At 26.4% G+C, this 19000-nt stretch carries 31 protein-coding genes and 1 pseudogene; 2 read left to right on the plus strand and 30 right to left on the minus strand.

The window, feature by feature from the left end; all coding sequences use genetic code 11:
* The 23 genes from KGF36_RS12095 to KGF36_RS12200 form a co-directional block, all read right to left on the minus strand.
* Positions 1-561 (minus strand): hypothetical protein, encoded by a 561-nt coding sequence (locus tag KGF36_RS12095; protein ID WP_227828936.1) that lies wholly within the window; start codon positions 559-561, stop codon positions 1-3.
* A 127-nt stretch (positions 562-688) separates the two neighbouring features.
* Positions 689-1000 carry a hypothetical protein gene (locus tag KGF36_RS12100; RefSeq protein WP_227838723.1) on the minus strand — a complete coding sequence of 104 codons (312 nt, stop codon included), beginning with the start codon at positions 998-1000 and terminating at the stop codon, positions 689-691.
* On the minus strand, positions 1000-1251 hold the full coding sequence (locus tag KGF36_RS12105; protein ID WP_227828934.1) for a hypothetical protein: 252 nt from the start codon (positions 1249-1251) through the stop codon (positions 1000-1002). Before KGF36_RS12105 ends, KGF36_RS12100 begins: the two co-directional genes overlap by 1 nt.
* A 102-nt stretch (positions 1252-1353) precedes the next feature.
* Entirely contained in the window at positions 1354-4482 is a 3129-nt protein-coding gene (locus KGF36_RS12110; RefSeq protein WP_227828933.1) for a PHP domain-containing protein, read from the minus strand.
* Positions 4483-5628, minus strand: a complete 1146-nt coding sequence (locus KGF36_RS12115) for a hypothetical protein (RefSeq protein WP_227828932.1) — start codon at positions 5626-5628, stop codon at positions 4483-4485. It lies immediately after the preceding gene.
* 11 nt (positions 5629-5639) lie between these two features.
* Positions 5640-7268, minus strand: a complete 1629-nt coding sequence (gene dcm / locus KGF36_RS12120) for a DNA (cytosine-5-)-methyltransferase (RefSeq protein ID WP_413926722.1) — start codon at positions 7266-7268, stop codon at positions 5640-5642.
* A gap of 34 nt (positions 7269-7302) precedes the next feature.
* Positions 7303-7452, minus strand: coding sequence for a hypothetical protein (locus tag KGF36_RS12125; RefSeq protein ID WP_227828931.1), 150 nt, complete (start codon positions 7450-7452; stop codon positions 7303-7305).
* A 105-nt stretch (positions 7453-7557) separates the two neighbouring features.
* Positions 7558-8670, minus strand: coding sequence for a phosphoadenosine phosphosulfate reductase family protein (locus tag KGF36_RS12130; protein WP_227821964.1), 1113 nt, complete (start codon positions 8668-8670; stop codon positions 7558-7560).
* A 260-nt stretch (positions 8671-8930) separates the two neighbouring features.
* Positions 8931-9359, minus strand: a complete 429-nt coding sequence (locus tag KGF36_RS12135) for a hypothetical protein (protein WP_227854765.1) — start codon at positions 9357-9359, stop codon at positions 8931-8933.
* Positions 9360-9417: 58 nt separating this feature from the next.
* Positions 9418-9741, minus strand: a complete 324-nt coding sequence (locus KGF36_RS12140) for a hypothetical protein (protein ID WP_227828928.1) — start codon at positions 9739-9741, stop codon at positions 9418-9420.
* A gap of 51 nt (positions 9742-9792) precedes the next feature.
* Positions 9793-10014 carry a hypothetical protein gene (locus KGF36_RS12145; protein WP_227850811.1) on the minus strand — a complete coding sequence of 74 codons (222 nt, stop codon included), beginning with the start codon at positions 10012-10014 and terminating at the stop codon, positions 9793-9795.
* A gap of 164 nt (positions 10015-10178) precedes the next feature.
* On the minus strand, positions 10179-10388 hold the full coding sequence (locus KGF36_RS12150) for a hypothetical protein (RefSeq protein WP_227828926.1): 210 nt from the start codon (positions 10386-10388) through the stop codon (positions 10179-10181).
* Between the two features lie 18 nt (positions 10389-10406).
* Complete coding sequence (locus KGF36_RS12155) at positions 10407-10583, minus strand: hypothetical protein (RefSeq protein WP_227828925.1); 177 nt, start codon at positions 10581-10583, stop codon at positions 10407-10409.
* A gap of 26 nt (positions 10584-10609) precedes the next feature.
* A complete protein-coding gene (locus KGF36_RS12160; RefSeq protein WP_227828924.1) occupies positions 10610-10810 on the minus strand; it encodes a hypothetical protein in 201 nt (66 codons plus the stop codon).
* Positions 10811-10820: 10 nt separating this feature from the next.
* Positions 10821-10952: a hypothetical protein gene (locus tag KGF36_RS20220; RefSeq protein WP_255287883.1), complete on the minus strand. Its 132-nt coding sequence runs from the start codon at positions 10950-10952 to the stop codon at positions 10821-10823.
* A 37-nt stretch (positions 10953-10989) separates the two neighbouring features.
* On the minus strand, positions 10990-12384 hold the full coding sequence (locus KGF36_RS12165; protein ID WP_227828923.1) for a hypothetical protein: 1395 nt from the start codon (positions 12382-12384) through the stop codon (positions 10990-10992).
* A 182-nt stretch (positions 12385-12566) separates the two neighbouring features.
* Entirely contained in the window at positions 12567-12965 is a 399-nt protein-coding gene (locus tag KGF36_RS12170; protein WP_107612935.1) for an HNH endonuclease, read from the minus strand.
* A gap of 81 nt (positions 12966-13046) precedes the next feature.
* Positions 13047-13841 carry a hypothetical protein gene (locus tag KGF36_RS12175; RefSeq protein ID WP_227828922.1) on the minus strand — a complete coding sequence of 265 codons (795 nt, stop codon included), beginning with the start codon at positions 13839-13841 and terminating at the stop codon, positions 13047-13049.
* Positions 13842-13944: 103 nt separating this feature from the next.
* Positions 13945-14448, minus strand: coding sequence for a hypothetical protein (locus tag KGF36_RS12180; RefSeq protein ID WP_227838704.1), 504 nt, complete (start codon positions 14446-14448; stop codon positions 13945-13947).
* Positions 14449-14548: 100 nt separating this feature from the next.
* Complete coding sequence (locus tag KGF36_RS12185) at positions 14549-14950, minus strand: DNA ligase (protein WP_227828920.1); 402 nt, start codon at positions 14948-14950, stop codon at positions 14549-14551.
* Between the two features lie 136 nt (positions 14951-15086).
* Positions 15087-15302 carry a hypothetical protein gene (locus KGF36_RS12190; protein ID WP_227825716.1) on the minus strand — a complete coding sequence of 72 codons (216 nt, stop codon included), beginning with the start codon at positions 15300-15302 and terminating at the stop codon, positions 15087-15089.
* 210 nt (positions 15303-15512) lie between these two features.
* Positions 15513-15818 (minus strand): hypothetical protein, encoded by a 306-nt coding sequence (locus tag KGF36_RS12195; RefSeq protein WP_227825717.1) that lies wholly within the window; start codon positions 15816-15818, stop codon positions 15513-15515.
* A 167-nt stretch (positions 15819-15985) separates the two neighbouring features.
* Positions 15986-16219, minus strand: a complete 234-nt coding sequence (locus tag KGF36_RS12200) for a hypothetical protein (protein WP_227825718.1) — start codon at positions 16217-16219, stop codon at positions 15986-15988.
* A gap of 136 nt (positions 16220-16355) precedes the next feature.
* On the opposite strand from KGF36_RS12200, the gene KGF36_RS12205 reads away from it, so the two are divergent.
* Positions 16356-16733, plus strand: a complete 378-nt coding sequence (locus KGF36_RS12205) for a DUF2513 domain-containing protein (RefSeq protein WP_227825719.1) — start codon at positions 16356-16358, stop codon at positions 16731-16733.
* Here the strand turns inward: KGF36_RS12205 and KGF36_RS12210 are convergent.
* From KGF36_RS12210 to KGF36_RS12220, 3 genes are read right to left on the minus strand one after another with little or no spacing between them, the layout of a single operon-like run.
* Positions 16713-16886 carry a hypothetical protein gene (locus tag KGF36_RS12210; protein WP_227825720.1) on the minus strand — a complete coding sequence of 58 codons (174 nt, stop codon included), beginning with the start codon at positions 16884-16886 and terminating at the stop codon, positions 16713-16715. The two genes, KGF36_RS12205 and KGF36_RS12210, sit on opposite strands and share 21 nt — an antisense overlap.
* 8 nt (positions 16887-16894) lie before the next feature.
* Positions 16895-17431, minus strand: coding sequence for a hypothetical protein (locus KGF36_RS12215; protein WP_227825721.1), 537 nt, complete (start codon positions 17429-17431; stop codon positions 16895-16897).
* A 23-nt stretch (positions 17432-17454) separates the two neighbouring features.
* Positions 17455-17679, minus strand: a complete 225-nt coding sequence (locus KGF36_RS12220; protein WP_227825722.1) for a hypothetical protein — start codon at positions 17677-17679, stop codon at positions 17455-17457.
* 94 nt (positions 17680-17773) lie between these two features.
* On the opposite strand from KGF36_RS12220, the gene KGF36_RS12225 reads away from it, so the two are divergent.
* Entirely contained in the window at positions 17774-17956 is a 183-nt protein-coding gene (locus KGF36_RS12225) for a hypothetical protein (RefSeq protein ID WP_227825723.1), read from the plus strand.
* Here KGF36_RS12225 and KGF36_RS12230 read toward each other — a convergent pair.
* From KGF36_RS12230 to KGF36_RS12245, 4 genes and pseudogenes are all read right to left on the minus strand, one after another.
* On the minus strand, positions 17937-18146 hold the full coding sequence (locus KGF36_RS12230) for a hypothetical protein (protein WP_077709634.1): 210 nt from the start codon (positions 18144-18146) through the stop codon (positions 17937-17939). The genes KGF36_RS12225 and KGF36_RS12230 overlap by 20 nt on opposite strands.
* A gap of 44 nt (positions 18147-18190) precedes the next feature.
* Positions 18191-18337: a hypothetical protein gene (locus tag KGF36_RS12235; RefSeq protein WP_227830499.1), complete on the minus strand. Its 147-nt coding sequence runs from the start codon at positions 18335-18337 to the stop codon at positions 18191-18193.
* A 62-nt stretch (positions 18338-18399) separates the two neighbouring features.
* Positions 18400-18801: an IS200/IS605 family transposase gene (gene tnpA, locus KGF36_RS12240; RefSeq protein WP_227830498.1), complete on the minus strand. Its 402-nt coding sequence runs from the start codon at positions 18799-18801 to the stop codon at positions 18400-18402.
* Positions 18788-19000, minus strand: a pseudogene (locus KGF36_RS12245) (paclitaxel/taxanoid biosynthesis susceptibility protein TS1); the annotation flags it as partial. The pseudogene KGF36_RS12245 and the gene tnpA, both read right to left, overlap by 14 nt.

A 19000-nucleotide genomic window follows, 5' to 3' on the forward strand; every position in this document is an offset into this window, starting at 1 on the left:
CTAACTTTCTACTATAATATAGCCTTCTTTGTAATGTCTTCCCATATTGTTCACCCTTTTATAATACTTATAATCATCCTCTCCATCTAATCTTGGTACAAATACATCTATAGCATTAGAATTACCAAAATACTTATTAGAACCTCTATCTTTAACTACTTTTAAATTTCCATCAACTAATATTTTAGTTCCAAATTTAAGATGATTATTGGCCACAAACCCATATCGTAATTTTTCTCCTGTAGCTGTAATAGCTCCATATTTACTATTTTCACAGTTTAAAGAAGTATAATAACTCACTTCCCATCTCATAGGAATTAATTTTTCTATTTTTATCCCTAATTCTTTTTCTAAGTTAATTCTTTTAATTTCTAATTTATATTTAGAACTATTCTTATATTTCTCCCATTCATTTTTATACATTAAATTAATATTCCTTGCCGTACCTGCCATAAGTTCCTTATTCATGTTATTATTAATAACATCTTCTGTATTAGCAAACACATGTATTGTACTACCAACTATTAAAGCTCCTGTTATTAGCATGTTCTTACACCTCATAGATACCCCCTAATCATATTGAAATTATCATTTTAATTACTTTTTTATCCAACAATAGTATCTTTTCTTCTTTTTTACCTTCTCTATTTTATCTATAGCTATATTGTATCATATACCTTCTAAGTTCTCAATAGTTTTTTTTTACATTCTTAGAATTTATATATTTCTCTTTTAACCTTTTATTATTTCTTATATTCATAATATCATTTATATACTGTATATCATTAGATATTCTCATCAAACTTGTAAGAAAATAAACAGAATAGCTTCTAGGAATTCTTCTCTTAATAACTAAATCTATAGCTGTTTTAGCAACATTATAACTTTTTAAATGAGTATGACCTTCTTCAAATTTTTTATTTGTATTGTAGACAATATATCCAGTTTTAGATTTAATAATAATATATTCTTTTTTCTCATATATTTTATTTGTATCCATTATAAATCCTCGATTTTACGCCATATCATTTCTAACTTTCCATGTTTTCTATTTAATCTTCTTCTAATTTCATAAGCAGATTTAATTTCTCCTTTTACATTTTGCCACTTCTCCAAAACTCCTTCATACTCTTTATTCTCTTCTTGTAAAAAAAGTATTTCTTCATTTAATTCATCTATTTTAGTATTTAATTCTCTATTTCTCTCTAATAAATCACGATGTCTTTGTTCGTCTATAAGTATTGAAATCACTACCTTTCAACGACCTTGTATACGCTATTTTAAGATTGTAAGGTATAAACACAATCTGTCATTTATATACAGTCTTAGAAAGTCATATATGAGGTCATATTTTTAATTTTCTACTTTCCAATATTCTTGTACCCACCATTCTGTTTCTGTATTACTCTTAATCCATTTACCATCTATTTTTTTTCTTTTAGATTTTTCCTTAGTCGATTTTAAATAAACTAAGTCATAAATGCTAATTTTATTATCCTCAAAAATAGCTTTACTTACCTTAAAAATCTTTGTGTTACCTGATTTTAGATTATACAGTGTAATTTTAGGAGAATATTTAGTATCTATATCTATTACTAAACAATGTCTTGGATTTGAATTACTATCTTTTATGTTGCAAGAACCAACAAACTCAAAATAGGTTTGTATTTTTTCATTGACTGGTATCTCTGTATTTTCGATTTGGCTCTCAAGGTATGAACATAACTTTTTTGTATCAACTTCTTTAAATATTTTTTCTGTTTCTTTATTAGAATATCTTCTCATAGTATTTATACTGCATGGTAAATTATCTTTTTTAAATTGTTTTTTATTATAGATTGAATTATAGATATCATAAATCTCTAAAAGTTTGTTGGACTTTCCAAACTCCTCAAAGAAATCTAGTTTAATTAGTATAGATAATTGTTTAGAGTTTATATGACCTTGTAAGTCTATTAATAGTTCTAAAAATGAATCATATTTATTATTTCTAAGAGAATACAAGTACTCTCCTATATCAGAATTTAAAAATTTAATAGATTCAATTCCCTTGTAAATACTATTTGTATCTCTATTAAAGAAGTATTCAGATTTTGAGAATCTAAATTTAGGATTAAAAATATTTATGCCTCTTTTTAACGCATACTCTGTTATTTTGGATGTTTTTTCTATGTTTCCATTATTTATATTCAATAAAACTGACATAAACTCTAAAGGATAATAATATCTAAGATAACCACAAGCATATCCCAGATAAGAATATGGTTTTGAATGGTTTAATGAAAATAAATAATCACTTGCATCTATTATTACGTTTAAGAAATTTTCTATTAATTTTTCTGATTCATATTTACTAATATTATATCTTTTATTCATAGTATTAATAAATCCTAATTTAATTTTAGGTATAAACTCTTCTGTACCAACTTTTTTAGCGAACCCTCTTCTCACGATATCTGCCTCACCCATTGAATAACCACAGAATTTATTTAGGAATTCTAATATTTGTTCTTGATACACTAAAAAACCTAGTGTTGGAGCTAAAAATTCATTTAGGGCTTCATGTCCATTATCCCTAAATTGTCCATTTGCCAATTCATTTCTATAGGAGGCTCCTGCTGGTCTTATAGCACCATTACCAACAGAAAATATATCTATATAACTAAAATTTGGATTTATTCTTTTTATTCTTTCTATTGTATTTTTAGAAAACAATTGTTTTAAATATACTTGTGCTGAATCAGACTCCCACTGAAATATTCCTAATGTATTCTCTCTTATACTTTCCCAAACCTTAATGTCATTAATTATATTATCAGGAGTCAATCTAGGAATATTGGCAAGTTCACAAGTTCTATTTACTATTTCTACTGTATCTAATGCAAGCAAATCCAATTTTACATAATTCTTGGAGTCGATTTCCTTCATATTTAACATAGTGACTGGATATTCACATGTGGAAAGTGTTAGTGTTCCCATGTTTTCATCTAATGGTATTGGGCTTATAACTAAACCACAAGGGTGTATACCAATTGAAACAATTGTACCATTTATTATGTCAACATATTCAAATAATTCCTTGTAAATATTTCTATAATAATTCTCTTTTACTTCAATATTCTTGCATATATCATCTATTTCTGATAATGGAATATCTAACGCTCTTCCAACATCTCTTATACTTCCTTTTAAAGCTACAGTATTAAATGTTATTATATCTGCACAATATAGTTCATCTTTGCTATATATATACTGTTTAACTTTTTCCCTTCCTACAGAATCCCAATCTGTATCCACATCTGCCAAGCTTACCCTTTCTTTGTTCATAAATCTTTGGAAATTTAAGTCATGTTTTATACTATCAATATCAGTCATTCCAATAATATAACATATCTCACTCCCTGCAACAGACCCCCTAGAATATCCATGATATATATTATTATTTCTTGCCCATTCCTTTATATCGTTATCTAATAATAAAAAATCAATAGCTTTATTATGTTCAAAAGTTTCTAATTCTTCTCTAATCCTTGGTAGATATTCAGACTCATAATTTGGATATTTATGAATTCCTCTTTTTTTAATTCCTTCAATAATTTTTTCTTTTAAAACATCCTTTGGATTTTTATATAATTTAGGGTACTTATAACTTTTATCTACCTCAAAAGTTTCTATCATATCTGAAAGTATGTTAGTGTTATGAAGTGCTTTTTTTACATTCTCTATTGGAATTGCTTTTTGCTTTAAATATAGTTCTATTAATTCGTCATAAGTCTTTAAAGTTATATCCCATTTATCCTCATCACTAAAATGAATGTTTTTAGCTTTTTGCAATATTGTTCTTCCTTTTGCATGTGTTTCATCGAGAGCATGAGTGTCTGTGCCAATAATTAAATTAAGACTGTATTCCTTGCTTAACTTATATAATTCTTTGTTTAATTTAATCTGTTTTTCATCTAAATGATGTTGTATCTCTAAAAAACATCTATTTTTGTTTTTTATAATGAAGTCTAAAAATCTTTTTTTGATTTCATCATTTCCTTTTCCAAATATTCCTCCTAGACATGCTGTAGTTACTATTATATTTTCACTTGTTTTTATTAATTCTTCAAAAGAAATTCTAGGAACATAATAAAAATGATTGTCTTTTCTGTTGTATGAGCTTGAAATCAATTTATTTAACTCTTTTACACCTTCAAGATTTCTGCTATACAAACAACAATGATAATTGTCTCTTATTTTTTCATCTAGTGTTTCTGTTATATAACATTCAACTGCATGGATATACTTTATATCATATTTCTCACACAATTCTTTTTTTTTCAACCAACTGAATATATTGCCATGTTCTGTAAAAGCTATAGATTTCATACCTAGACTTGCTATTTTAGAAATGTATTGTTCTGGTTTTGTCACACTATCTATGTTGGTTGTACCAGAAGACCTATCTGTATGTATATGGGTTATTGTATAATTGTTCATCTATACCTCTCTATATTTTTCAATTAGAATTTTTTCACTTCTAAATCCACTATCATATAGTTGTTTAATTTTCTCATTATTCACAGATATGTTGTTTTTTCTACAAAAATTAGATATACCTACTTTCTCTCCATTTTCTAAATTTACATATCTATAGTTTGCAGCTTTGCTCTTTTTATTAAGAATTTTATATTTTATAATATCAAGGTTGTCTGGAAGATTGCTTAAAATTATTTTGTCTATTTTTCTACTATCAACTGCTGTAAATCCTAAATATCTATTATCACAATTCTTTATGTATCCATTAATTTTAAAGTTGCATTTTAAAATTTTAATTAAATGTTCTTTTTCTTCCAAGGAATATGCAGCTACACATAAATCCCAATTACTTTCACCTCTATGACCATCATCTAACATGCATATTGAGAATGATAACTCATTTAAATTATTAATTAATTCTATAACTTCCATTTCTCTATATTTTATAAAACAATTATGTATACGACTAGATATTCTATAAAATGGCTGACATACATAACCATTTTGTTTAAAATATTTTATTTCTTTTTGAGGATAATATTTTGGAGGAGAATTAAAGAAATCTTTCATAATATTGTATTTCCAAAACAGGTAATCTTTTTGATTTTCTGCATGGGATATGATAAATATTGGTTGGCTGAGTCTTTTGTCTATATGTCCATCTCCTAAAAGAGAACCTATTACAATATCTTTTTGAATGTAATTGAGCTGTTTATTTTCTTGTCTATATTTTTGAGTTAGTTTGTGCTTTTCTGTACACCACTTTTCAATCACTCTTTTACTTGCATTTGCTTCTTTTGCCATTTCATCATGATTCAACCCTTCCACCATATATTTCTGATAACACCAATCATAACTTTGATAAACAGACTTAAAATTAGAATTATTTTTTAATATAGGCACTTTAATATTGTTTTTTTTTATTATTTTCTCTAACACTTTATAGCTAATTTTTAAGTTTTTAGAAATTAAACTTGTACTATATCCATTTTCAAATTTTTTTATAAGATATTTTATGAATTCATCATTATATATCCATTTATTTTTTTCTTTCCATAACATTTTTTCTATATTTTCTATAATTATCACTCCTTTTAAAACTGACATTTTATAATCATTTAATTATCTATGTATTCCTGGAATAGTTTTTTGAATATTTCTTCTAAGACTGATACGCAAATTGAATTACCTGCTTGTTTATAGAGTTGAGTATTGGACATCTTGGCTTTTATACATTTATCTATATCTTCATCATCAAATCCCATTAATCTCCAACATTCTTTTGGTGTGAGTTTTCTTATCCTAAAATTATTATCTAAACTTTCTACTATTTTGGTTTGCCTATTTCCACCTTGACAAGTATCTAAAGATGGGCTTAATCCTTTAGGATTATAACAAGTATTACTTTGATGTGCTTTGTTGCTATTTGGATATTTAAAATATCCCTCTTTAATTGCTCTTTCTTCTAGTATCTTAGGCTGTCTATTTCCACCAGTCATAGCATTTAATGTTGGAGATATTCCATCACCCCCATAAACTCTTTTTAATAAATCATATCCCTTTATATTTAATTCTCCTACTTGATTTATTTTAGGCTCGATAATAACATTATCCTTTTGAACTGTAGTTATTGTATTGGAACATTCATCTTCTCTTATTTCTAATTTCTGTTCAATATCACCTTGTTCATTGTATCTACCTCTTATAGCTCCATTAGACACATCATTTTCCTTAATATATCCCATAGCATATCCATGTGTACCACTGCATAAAGTCATAGATAATCCTTCATCTGATATAACTTGACCTGCTTGAGATTTAGGATGTTGAGATACGTTACCTTCTTTAATTATTTTATCTATAATTTGTTTGGGTTGTTTATAGTCTCTTGCAGATAAGGTTGATATGCATTTATCTGGATTATAACACCATGCAAATGTACATTTATCAAATATTAAATCTCCTTTATCATTGTATGGGTTCGGTGTAGTTGTTCCAATAACTTCTAAATCGTCATTATTTAATCTATCTGTTGGAAATTTAGTAAATCTATCTTGTATTTCTTTTGATAAATAATATTTTCCATCTACTTCTTTTTCAAGAAAATCTTTTAATCTATATTTTAATGAAAAACCTATTGGAAATTCATAAGGAGTGTGTTCTCCTAGTATTGATATGCAGAAAATTCTTTCTCTATTTTGAGGTATTCCAAAATCCTTCGCATTTAAGATTTGGTAATATGAAGTGTATCCTAATCCTTTTAAATCATTTATATACTGTTCAAAATTATGTTTATGTTTTTTACTTAGTACATTTTTTACATTTTCCCAAACTACATATTTGGGTTTAACATATTTAACTATTTCGACTGTATTCCACATCAGAGAAGAAGCAGTCCCACTTCCTTTATCTCCTCCATCTCCTTTACCGGCCACAGAATAGTTTGTGCATGGACTTCCATGTGTAATTATATCTATATCTCGTGGAAGCTTAGATATATCAATTTTTGTTATATCACCTAAATTCATACTTTTATCTACATTATGTATAACTGAATATGATTTACTTGCATATTTATCAATCTCACAGTAATTTATTAATTTATACCTTACATTAATATTTCCTAGTGCTTTTTCAAATGCTCCTATTCCCGAAAATAAACTTAGTAATTTTAATTCTTTTATAATACCATCTCCTTTGAATTGAATACTGATTGGATTTTTGAATTGTTTTATCTTGAATTGAATATTTAGATTTGTTTAGTTATTTAGAGTTAATATCTTATACCTTATCTTGTTCTTCTAGCTCATGACAAATTTGATTACATATTTCTTCTAAATTACATCTATCGCATTTTATGTCAACACACTTGTCTTCATCATAAAGACACTTGTTTGCTATTTCATATCTAAAAAGCTCACTAAATTTCATGTCATCACCTCTTATTAAAACCATGATTTTAAACACTTTTTATATTTTTGATTTGCAGATTTCTGAATTGTAATTAAATGGATCATCAACTCTATATATCATTTATTAAAATAAATTACATCCTCCATAAGTAAATTCTTTTACCTTTTCTACATAATCTTTATTACTTATATTTAATTCTTTACATAAACATTTTTTGCACAAATAAACTCTATTATCATTTTTATTTTCATAAGTTCCAAATATTTTTAAATTCATTGCTATTTCAGATGGATTTAATTTTTTATGACATTTACACTCTTTATTGAAATATTTTAGAGCTGTTTCTTCAGATATGTTTTTTAGATCTGCTAATTGACTAACTCTTTCACTTGTTGCCTTTTTATTTATTAATTCTTGCTCTTTTGAAGTACCTTGCTTCCACTTTCCACCATATGTCCATTCTAGTAAACTCCATTTTAATCTTCTTTTGATTCCAAATAGTTCATAATTTTTAGTTAATATATCTCTCCATCTTTTCCATTGAGTGGGATAATATTCTCTGATTAATAAATCTATATAATCACTTTGAAATGGACAGATTAAACAGCCAACTCTATTGAATCCTAAATCATACATTTTATTATAGTTGAAATTATTATGTAAAATAAATAACCATATTTCAGCATCACTCCATTTTACAATTGGTAAAAATCTAATCCAATTTTCAGGTACATTCAATTTTTTACCTTTATCAATTTGAGCCTTATTTAAATTCCAATCATAATGACTACGTTTAGAACTTTCTTCTGCTCTCATTCCTAAAAATATTAATATATTATCTTTTTTATCCATAACTTTAGTCATTTGACCTTCTTTATATGTACTACAACAATTTCTATTCATTACTGTAGGAGTAAAATATTTTTTCTTCTTTGTTATCCATTGATAGTAACCTAATTTAGGGCTTATAATATTATCTTTGCTCATATTATGTTCTTGTTTAAGATATTTATAAGTCTCTGCTGTATCATTAGATGTATTAAATGCTATTAAATTATACTGAATATCTTCTCCTATTTCTTTAATTGATTTGTCTACAATGTATTTTGTAATATCAGAATCTTTACCACCACTTATACTTACAAACAATTTATGGCTATTTTTATATTTCAAAATCCATCTTTTAGTCATTTCTACACTTTGTAAATATTTTTCATTTAATACTTCTTTTATCAAATTATATTCTTGCTCTAATGTATAGCTCCTGTAATCCATATTATTTAAACTATTTTTCTTGATTTTTATTTCGTCATGTAGTCCATCAACTTTAAATGTAATTATTGGACATTTATCAAAGTGATTTAAATATATCTTAGATCCATGTCTCCAACAATCGTTTGGTAAAGTTATTCCTAGTTTTAATTCTAAAAATTTCTTTTCTTCATTAAATATTGGCTTAATAATATATCACCCTCAATCTTCTTAAAAGTATCATTTTATTGTAATTGTCTTACAAAATCCATTAATTTCTCTTTATTTCCTTTTCTTATTGTTACAGTTACATCTTCAAATGGGTAAAGCCTTGCTAAATTACTCACCTCTCTGGCTATCGCATCAAGTACTTCTCCCGCTTCATTTATCCCATTACTTTTCATTGCGTCTTCAACTGTAGGATATAAGTCATCTCCATCATTACAATTGACTAACTTTCCTTCCATTATTTCTTTTTTGGTAAATTCCTCAACTTCAAAATCACACTGACAACAGCTATGCTTCCCGTCTAAATCAGAAATGGAAAACTCTTCTTTTTCTATATCTGTTTTTATGATATTCCATACATCTTCTGTTAAAAACAATGACTCTTCATATGTTGCTTCACTGTAATACCCTTCTGCAAATATACTTAATCTTACATATTTTTTCATAATTTCCACCATTCCTCTTTATTTTTTTTTAATTCAATCAGTTGTTAAAATTAAGATTTTAATTGAATATTTTTAATTCATCACAACCATGCTCATTTTCTAATTTATTTTTTATAAATTCTGCTAACTCCTCTTCTTTTAACTTTTCTATATCTTCTTGATGATTTAAGACAACTTTCATAATAGACGACAAAGACATCCCATAATCATACATCGACTCATCTCTTATAATATCCCTCTTTTTATTCTTATATATTATTATTAAGTCTGTTGTATAACAGCTACCATAGTCACATGTTTCACATCCACTTGAGTATCCTTGCTCTGTTGTTATGTCTACTATTGCTCCATTCGTTAACTGTATCAATACTTTGTTATCCATATTTATTAATCCTCCTTTTAAATTTTATTCATCTTAAAACTGTTGTTTTAATTAATCTAATTTAAAGAAATCATCTAAAAAAACATCTTCCCAATTTGCATCTATCCAAGTATCTTCTTCTTTTTCTTCAATTTCCATAAACGTTACAAGTCTTTTATTAAATTCTTCTATATATGAAATAGAAATCACTTTAAATTTTATTCCTACACATTGAGGTTGTGCCATACAATCTTCTAATCCCCATATACTTCCAACTTCTATTTTATTCTCCATTATAATATCCTTTCTTTTTAAAATCTGTCTTTTATTCAAAGATACTCTTGTTTAATAGAACATCTTTGAATAATACTACTCTAAATTATCAAGCATTTATTTTAATTCTTCCTTTAAATTTTATTTTTTGTCTTAATATTAGCAAACTTATTTATTTCTTTTAATTAGTAACAGTCATCATCAATTTCTGGTTCTTCTAAATCCATTTCTAAAATTTTTCCTATTTGATGGGCAAGCCAACTACTGCCACAAACATAACCATCATCAAAACAATCATCAAAATTACCTGCTGAGCGTTCTGCTGTAAAACCACAAACAGAACTATCATAATTTTCTTTAACTAAAATTTTTATTTTATTTATTTTTTCTTCCATATTTCTATTCCTCCTTTTTTATATTAAATTCAACTTTTCCAATATACTTATTTTCGCTTCTTCAAGCTCACATTTGTCACAATCTTTCTTTGAATTTTGAATTTCATCATAAGCACATCCACTACGACAAGGATTTGATGACATATAAGCATCTATAGCTCTTATTTCATTTTGATTCAGCTCCACTACTTTCATAAAACTTCTCCTTTTAAGTTAGTTGATTATTTTATCATCTCCCAATCTACAAACTTATGAATATTTAAATTTAAATCTATATAATATAAATCATATTGTTCAATTTCTTTGTCTTTAAGTATTATTGAAGTCTTTAATGCTCCTATGCTCTTAAATCCAATCTTATTACCAGTTCCTACATAAAAATCTCCTATATTTTTACTTTTAGCAAAATAAATCTGATTCATTTGATTCCACCTATCTTTTTCTATGTTTTTTCCAAGCATCTAATCTACACTTAGATTTAAAATCTATAATATCATGTTCTAACATTTTTCTTCTTCTTTGTTGTTCTTTAAGAAACTTAGCTGTAAATTCTTCTTTTGTCAAAACAATCACCTCCAAAGAGGGAATAATCCCTCTTAATTTAATTACATTTACTCCACCCACAACTAGGGCAAGTCATACATCCTTCCATCATTTGAATATTTAGCCCACATTCAGGGCATTTTGGCTCAAATTCTTTAGATTCTTCTATTTTCTCTCCCTGTTTTTCTTTAAGAAAATCTTTTATGGCATTTAAAAGGGCGATTCCACAATGATTTCCTCTATCCAATACATTTCCTTTTGCTCTACTTGAAGCAAAACTAGGGCAAGTATTAACACCTTCTAAAGCTTTTTCTATATTGTCTAAAGTCCCTCCAAGTCTAAGTATTCCACTCATTGCTATTGTTGTAGACTCAAGAAGTTTTTCACATCCACCTGAACCAGCCTTTTTTACATACAGCTCTTGTATACTTTTCTCTTTTTCAGAATAAGATATAAACAAAACTAATTTCCCACAACCGATATGTAACTTTCTTTTATATAAAACAGAATCACCAGATATAGGCTTCCAATCTCCTCTTTTAAGTTCTTGTGTACTATTAATATTATCAGTTGTAAGAACTCCCTCACGCTTACAACCAGCTCTATATATTGTTAATCCTTTTAATCCATTAACCCATGCCAATGAATATAACTCTTTGACCTGTTCAATTGTTGCTTCATTAGGTAAATTTACAGTAGATGAAATACTCGCATCTATATGTTTTTGAAATGCTGACTGCATTAAAATACGTTCTCTTGGAATTAATATTTCTGCTGTTACAAAGTAATTTGGAAGTGCTTTTTCATCTTCAATATTGTTTTCTTTCATATATTTTTTTACTATAGGTGTATAAACTTTATAATATTTTTCTTTATCATGTAAACTTTCAGTTTTTCTAGTGTAAGAAAAGGCAAAGATTGGTTCTATTCCTCCAGATATTCCTAGCATAGTTGATATACTTCCAGTTGGAGCGATTGTTAAAAGTTGTGAATTTCTAAGACCATATTTTTCTATTAATTCTAGTGTTTCATGAGATGCGTTTTCCTGAATAAATTCTGATTTTAAAATACATTCCTTATATTTTGGATATGTACCATATTTTTTTGATAATAATGCTGATTGTTTTAATGTTTCATCTGCCAAACATTTACCTATCACATTACATAATTCAATTGCCATTTCTGAACCATATCTTACATTCATTTTTATGAGCATATCAGCTATTCCCATAACCCCAATACCTATTTGTCTGTAATCTCTGACTGTATCTCTTTGAATTTTCAATGGATGTAAAGGCAACCCTTCATCTAAAACATCATTCATTGCTTTTACTACTATTTTTATATCTTTTCTAAAATCATTATAATTAAAAGTTTTATCTTCTTTGACATATTCACTTAAATTAAATGAGCCTAAAAGACAACTACCTCCAGCTGGAAGTGGCTCTTCCACATTGTTATCGTAAAGGCTTTTTATCCTCTACTTCTTATAGTTTCCTATAAGGTCGGCATATATTTTCTACTCATATCAAGTAGTTGGAGGCTCGTGGTAGAATTATTGCTCTCATTTTATCGCTCATCTACTATGCTCTACAAACAGTATTAGATATTACTGCTCTCGGTATTATCCTGTTATTAATGTTTTCTTTGTGAATAAGGTTTATTTTTCCAACCTCCTCTATCTTTTATTAATCCAGTATCATAAGCATGCTGAGTATTTATTGATATATTACACCATTCTAAGTTTGTATAATTATCATTTAATTTATTTCCGTCAATATGATTAACTATATCAAATTCTCTTGGATTTAAATTATCTACATAATATTGTGCAACTAATCTGCATACTCTTTTATATCTCCTAATACCAGTTTCTATATCTGTAACTCTTATTCTCTTATAACCATGTGCTATATGGTAAAAACACTCTTCCATTTTTTTATTTCTAGTGTCTAATCTGAATACTTTCCCATTTCCTGTTACATAGTATTTATATCTTTCAGATACTTTAAAATCAAATGTTATATTTCTCATATGTAAAATTTCTTTATTCACTTATAAACACTAATAATTTAGACTTCACCGATACACCCCAATTTTTTACTTGAGCCGAAATTAAGCAGCACAAGGATTTACACCTGCATATTCAAATTCATCATCTTCACTCAATAAATTATAATTATTTATTTTGTCCCAAAATAAAATTCCTGGTTCTGCATAATTCCAATTATTCTCACATAGTTTATTGAATAGTTCTTTAGCATTTATTTCTTTAACTATAATTTCACCAGTTTCTTCTCTTGTAAAAGAACAATTATACATTGGATTTGAATCTATTCCTGTAGCTTTCTGCATGAATTCATCTGTTATTCTTACAGATATATTAGCTTTAGTAATTTTGTTTAAATCTGTTTTAATATCTATAAATTCTTCGATGTCTGGATGATTAATATCGAGAGATATCATTAAAGCAGCTCTACGACCACTTTGACCTATTGTTTCAGCAACTAAGGAATATGTATCCATAAATGAAACTGCACCAGTTGTAGATTTAGCTGAGTTATTGACTTTTGCTCCTCTAGGTCTTAACTTAGATATATCAATTCCTACCCCTCCTCCATAAGAAAAGGTTCTTGCAGTATCACTACATGTTTGGTATATATCTTCAATAGAATCACCAGTTGCTAAAACATAGCAGTTTGAATAAGTTATTTTTCTTCCATCATTTTGTAATCCTCTATTAGCTAATATTCTACCACCAAACAAGAATTTTTTTTCTTGCATTAATTTCCTTACTTCTTTATCTCCATTAGACACTCTATTGAGCCATTCATTAAAGGTTTCATTATTATTCCTATATTTATTATTCCATATTGCATTTTGCATTTCATTCATTTCCCAACCTATCATTAAATCACTCCCTTTTATTTAAAAATATTTTTATAATACATTAGAACACTAATTCACTTAAAAATATTTTTTTCTATTCTTAAAAGACCAATATTTATTTCTATTACCTAACTATTAATAGACTATTATTTATTATTTTAATAACTGTAATTAAATTTTTATTTGTTATATCTGTTTTGGTTATCGTCAAACCTTTCGATACAATCAAAACATCTTTATCACAATCCCTACTAATTAAAATTTGTGTATTATCTATACTTTTGAAAAATTGTCTGCCATCACAATTGAAACCACATTCTCTTAAATAAGAGTCTATTTCTATATTAACAATAGGTTTATAATTTTTCATACACTTATCTTTAAATACCTTTTTAACTCTTTCTTTTTCTTTAGCAATTGTGTTTTCATATAATATTTCATCTACTTTTTGAAATGCTATATCTTCTATATATTCTTCACAAGTACTTATATACCTAATGAATAGAGCTAATCTTTTTACACCATTTACAGAAACTATAAGACTATCTCCTTTTTCTAACTTTTTCATTTCAGTTCTAAATATCATTTCCTCTCCATCTACACTTGCTATTATTATTTTGTCAGTCATCTCATTACCTCCTTTTTACCTTCTCTGTTCTTATTATATTTTTATCATATCATATAACCTCTATGTTCTCAATAGTTTTTTGTAAAAAATACAAAATTTATTAGATAATTAAACCTGGCATTATTTTATCTACAGTCTTATATGTTATTCCTAATTTAATTGATTTTGTAGCTAAATTAAAAATAAAATCCTTTAATTCTTCATTTTTACTGGCAAATACTTGTATTGTTTTTACATCTATGTTTCTGCCAGTATTATTCTTAATTAAATAGTCAATCATATCATATATGTTTTCTAATTCATTATGACTAGTATTATTTAACTTCTTACATACTTTATTCTTAGATATTCCAGTTAGAATATTTGAATCTAAGAGAAATTGTAAACATTCAACAAATATTCTATTATTTTTATATTTTTCTAATATTCTCTCTTTTTCTTTTCTACTAGATGTAGCTGCTAAACTGTCAAATATATTTTTTACTTCTAAAAGTTCTTTCATTAAAAACCTCCTTTTGTAATTTTTGTATATCTTGATTTAAATTCTTATTATATCTACTAGGTAAAATCATATAAAAATACTTTTTTAACAAATATATTTATTTTCATATTTTAAAATCCTCATATTTAAGTTAAATTTATTCTAAATCAAAATTTTTACATTCTAAAGTCTCTTTATCACCGTCTAAGCAAATAGACTTAAATTCAATTTCTCTATCTTTAGCGTTACAATATCCATCATAATTATTTACACATGCTAAAAACTCACATTTTATACAATACTCATTTATTTTCATATTAGGATGATACACAGGAGTCGCTCCAGCTATAATCTCTCCACAATATTTGCACATCCAAATTTTACAAGTATATTGTTGACTTCTTGTTGTGATTAATTGACAATCTTTTACTCTTGAAAACTTGTGTCTAAATATACACCTTAGACTCTTGATAATAATCACTCCTTATATATTTATTATCCTTGTTACACTTTTGTCATCATTGAAAACACTAAATTTTGTTCAATTTCGTGATTTATATTCAATAATTCTATCTATAATATCTTAAACATATTTCACTTTCCACCCATGACTGGTTACCTTATTTTCTTTAACTAAACGAAAAATATAACTCAAGCTGACATTCAAATATTCACTTGCTTCTATACCTCCCAAAAACTCTTTAACTTCTCCTGTATTAATATTGAAACATTCTATTTTTTTACTTTTTCTCCCTTGACCTTTAGAATTTAATTTATATAAATTAATTGAACATTCTTGTTCATTTCTATTTATATTATGTTTAAATACATGTACTTTACCTTCAGCATTTTCTAAAAATGACCCTGCATCTATCCAAACTTTACTCATATAATTAATCCCCCAATATCTTATTGATTTATTTATACATCTCGCCACAATTTTTACATTGATATATAATGCCTAATTTTGTATTAAGTTCATATATATCTCCTCCACATTCACATTTTTTAACACTTACAGGCTTATTTTTCATTTTGCACACCTCCTTATTGCCTTTAAATAGATGTTGTATCTAATAATCTTGGAACCTCTTTTATACACCAATCAACTGGTAATAAATCATTTTTCATTAATCTATATAACATACAATTATGTTCCTCTACATTCTCCATATATCCAAGAGGACAATTTTTACAATGCTTAGATTTCTCACAGATATATTTAATAGTATTTAAAGCAACAAAAACACTTTTGACATCTTCCTGCGTTAATTCAACCTTATTCTCCATATATACCTCCTTATAATTTTTCTTATTACATTTACAACCACATTTTTCAATCATCCTAAAAAATTTATGTACCCCAACTATATATTTGATATAATTAACTTAAGAAATTCAAATTAATTTAAAAGGTGGTAACATTATGAAACTAAACCCTGATTGTATTAGAGATTTATTATTGACTGTAGAAGAAAATACAAGTTTCTCTCAAGTCATGTATTATAACAGAAAAGAAGAAAACAACTATGACTTATTACAAAGATATAATGATGAAGAGATTTCATATCATATAAGGCAATGTAATTTATACGGTTTTTTTACCAGAATTTCTTGGACTTCAGCTCATTGTACTATTGATGATTTAACACCTTTAGGTCATGAATTCTTAGCTAATGTACGTTTAAACACAAATTGGAATAAAACTAAAGAAGTTGCTTCAAAAGTTGGTTCTACATCTATTAATGTTTTAACTGAAATTGCATCTAATGTTATAACCAATCTAATTAGTAATAATTTCTAAATTTTTCACAGATAGTTTAATAGTAAGTTCATTTTTCATTCCACTTTCAACAAATGAACTTATTATTTTACATCCAATAATATCACCTATATCATGTCCATTAATTATAACTTTTGTTATATTTCGATTTGTTTCTATTTTTACATCATGCATTTAATCACCTACTTTTTATTTTTCTTAAATTTACTCTTCCCTTGATTCTCTAGTGGTTTATATTTAGTTTCATACTTATCTAGTTTTTGATTAATTTCATTTAAAGTATTATCAAATGCTAAATATTTGTTTAACTCATATTTTACTAACCTCCTTTTAACTAAAATATTTTTTAATTCTTTAATGGTATCAATCTTATCATTTAAAGAAGTTGTATCTAAATTCATTTCTTCTATTACATGTAATACTTCTTCCTTTTTCTTATCACAAAGACTTAGTTCATCTGATATATTTTGTTTATGTTCTTTAAACAATTTTATTAAATTTTTAATATCTGAATATTTCTTTTCAAAACCATCAGCTTTAATTTCTTTCACATATAAATCTTGGTGTGCTATATATGAATGTAGTTTTATAATACATGGAACATACTTAAATTCTTCTTTAAGTTCTCTGTACTTATTTAAAGCGTCATTATATTTATCAAATCCAAATTGCGTATTTCCATATTTTAGGTCAATTTTAGTTATATAATTATAATTCATCTCAATCACCATTTTTAGTAATATTATATTTCTGTGAGAGCTTCTTGAAATTTTAAATTAAATACATACATTACTAACTTTTTGTCATCCTTATAATTTAAATATTCATTTATAGAAGCCTCATAAGCATCTTTCTTTCTATGTATATATGTATACCATCTTTGAAAGTTGAGGTAGTCTTGTTCTGTCAAGTACTCACTTGCTAAATTTAATAGACTACCTCTTTTATTCAATATTTGCTCTATCATTTCATACCTCTATTCTATAACTTGTTTATTTGATATAATTAATTCAAGAAATATTTACATATGTTCTTAATTTTTATTAAAGGTGGTGGCAACTATGTCTGATAGTTTAGCTGGTATAGACAAAGTGCATGAACTTACAATTAGGTATTTGGATGCTAATTATGATTTGAAAGGTAAAACTGTGGAAGAATATGCTTATGAGTATGAAGCTTTATACCATCAAATATATCATGCTCTAAGAGAAGCACATAGAACAGTTAGAGCTCAGTATAAATAAATTCTGAGACAGGATTGTATCTAAGTGCATCTTTACAAAATACTAATATATCAATTGGAGATGAGATGCTTTTTGCGTTTTTATTTAATGTATTAAGTATCTCTTTTGCTACATTAAGTTCTTCTAAGCTCAAATTAACATTTGTTGCTTCACTTATTAAAAATTCAATTTTAGATAAATCTACTTTCATTTTCATTCCTCCATATTCCAAATATTTATTTATCAATATACAAATTAAGTATTTCTAATTAATATACCATATTTAATCGCCATATCTTTTACAATAGATATATACCCTTCAATTAATTTCTTATCCTCTGCTATAACATCTAAAAAGTTTGTTTTATCTATTTTTGATTTGGATATACCTTCTTCTCTCATTCTTTTTCTTTTATATGATAAGGCGTAAAACCACTATACCTTTAGGTTAGTGGATGTAAGCCTTATCCCTGATTATGTATATATCTTTCAATAGTTTCCTTAGAAACAGCTCCTATACTACAAGCAAAATATCCATCTGACCAAAAAGTCTTTTCCTTCCAAAAATATTTGTTAAGGTATAATTGATTATTATTAATTCGCCAAATTCTATAAGTTGAAATTTGCTTGAACCATCTTACTATCTCCAATATAGAAACTGTTGGTTTGTATTTAACTAATAGATGCACATGATTTTTATCAACTTCCATTTCAACCATGATTAAATCTTTTTCTTTTGCTACATCACTAAGAATATGTTTAATTTCATCGCCAAATTTAATTAGCAAATTTTTTCTGTATTTACATACAAATATCAGATGTACTAATAACAAATACTTAGAATGATTTCTACTAATATAATCCATGACTCCAATTTAACCCCTTCTTAAAGATATATGGCTTAATTAGTTTTACATTTGGTACTTTTTTGATTTCTTTTAAAGCTATGTATTTACCCTCATTCTGACTACCTTTAACTGTATAAACATTTCCATCATATTTAATCAAGTCATTTGGCTGATACAATGATTTTTGCTTCCTTATTCTTCTTTGACCTTTAGATAT

The organism is Clostridioides sp. ZZV14-6009 (assembly GCF_020658095.1).
Classification (GTDB): Bacteria; Bacillota; Clostridia; order Peptostreptococcales; family Peptostreptococcaceae; genus Clostridioides.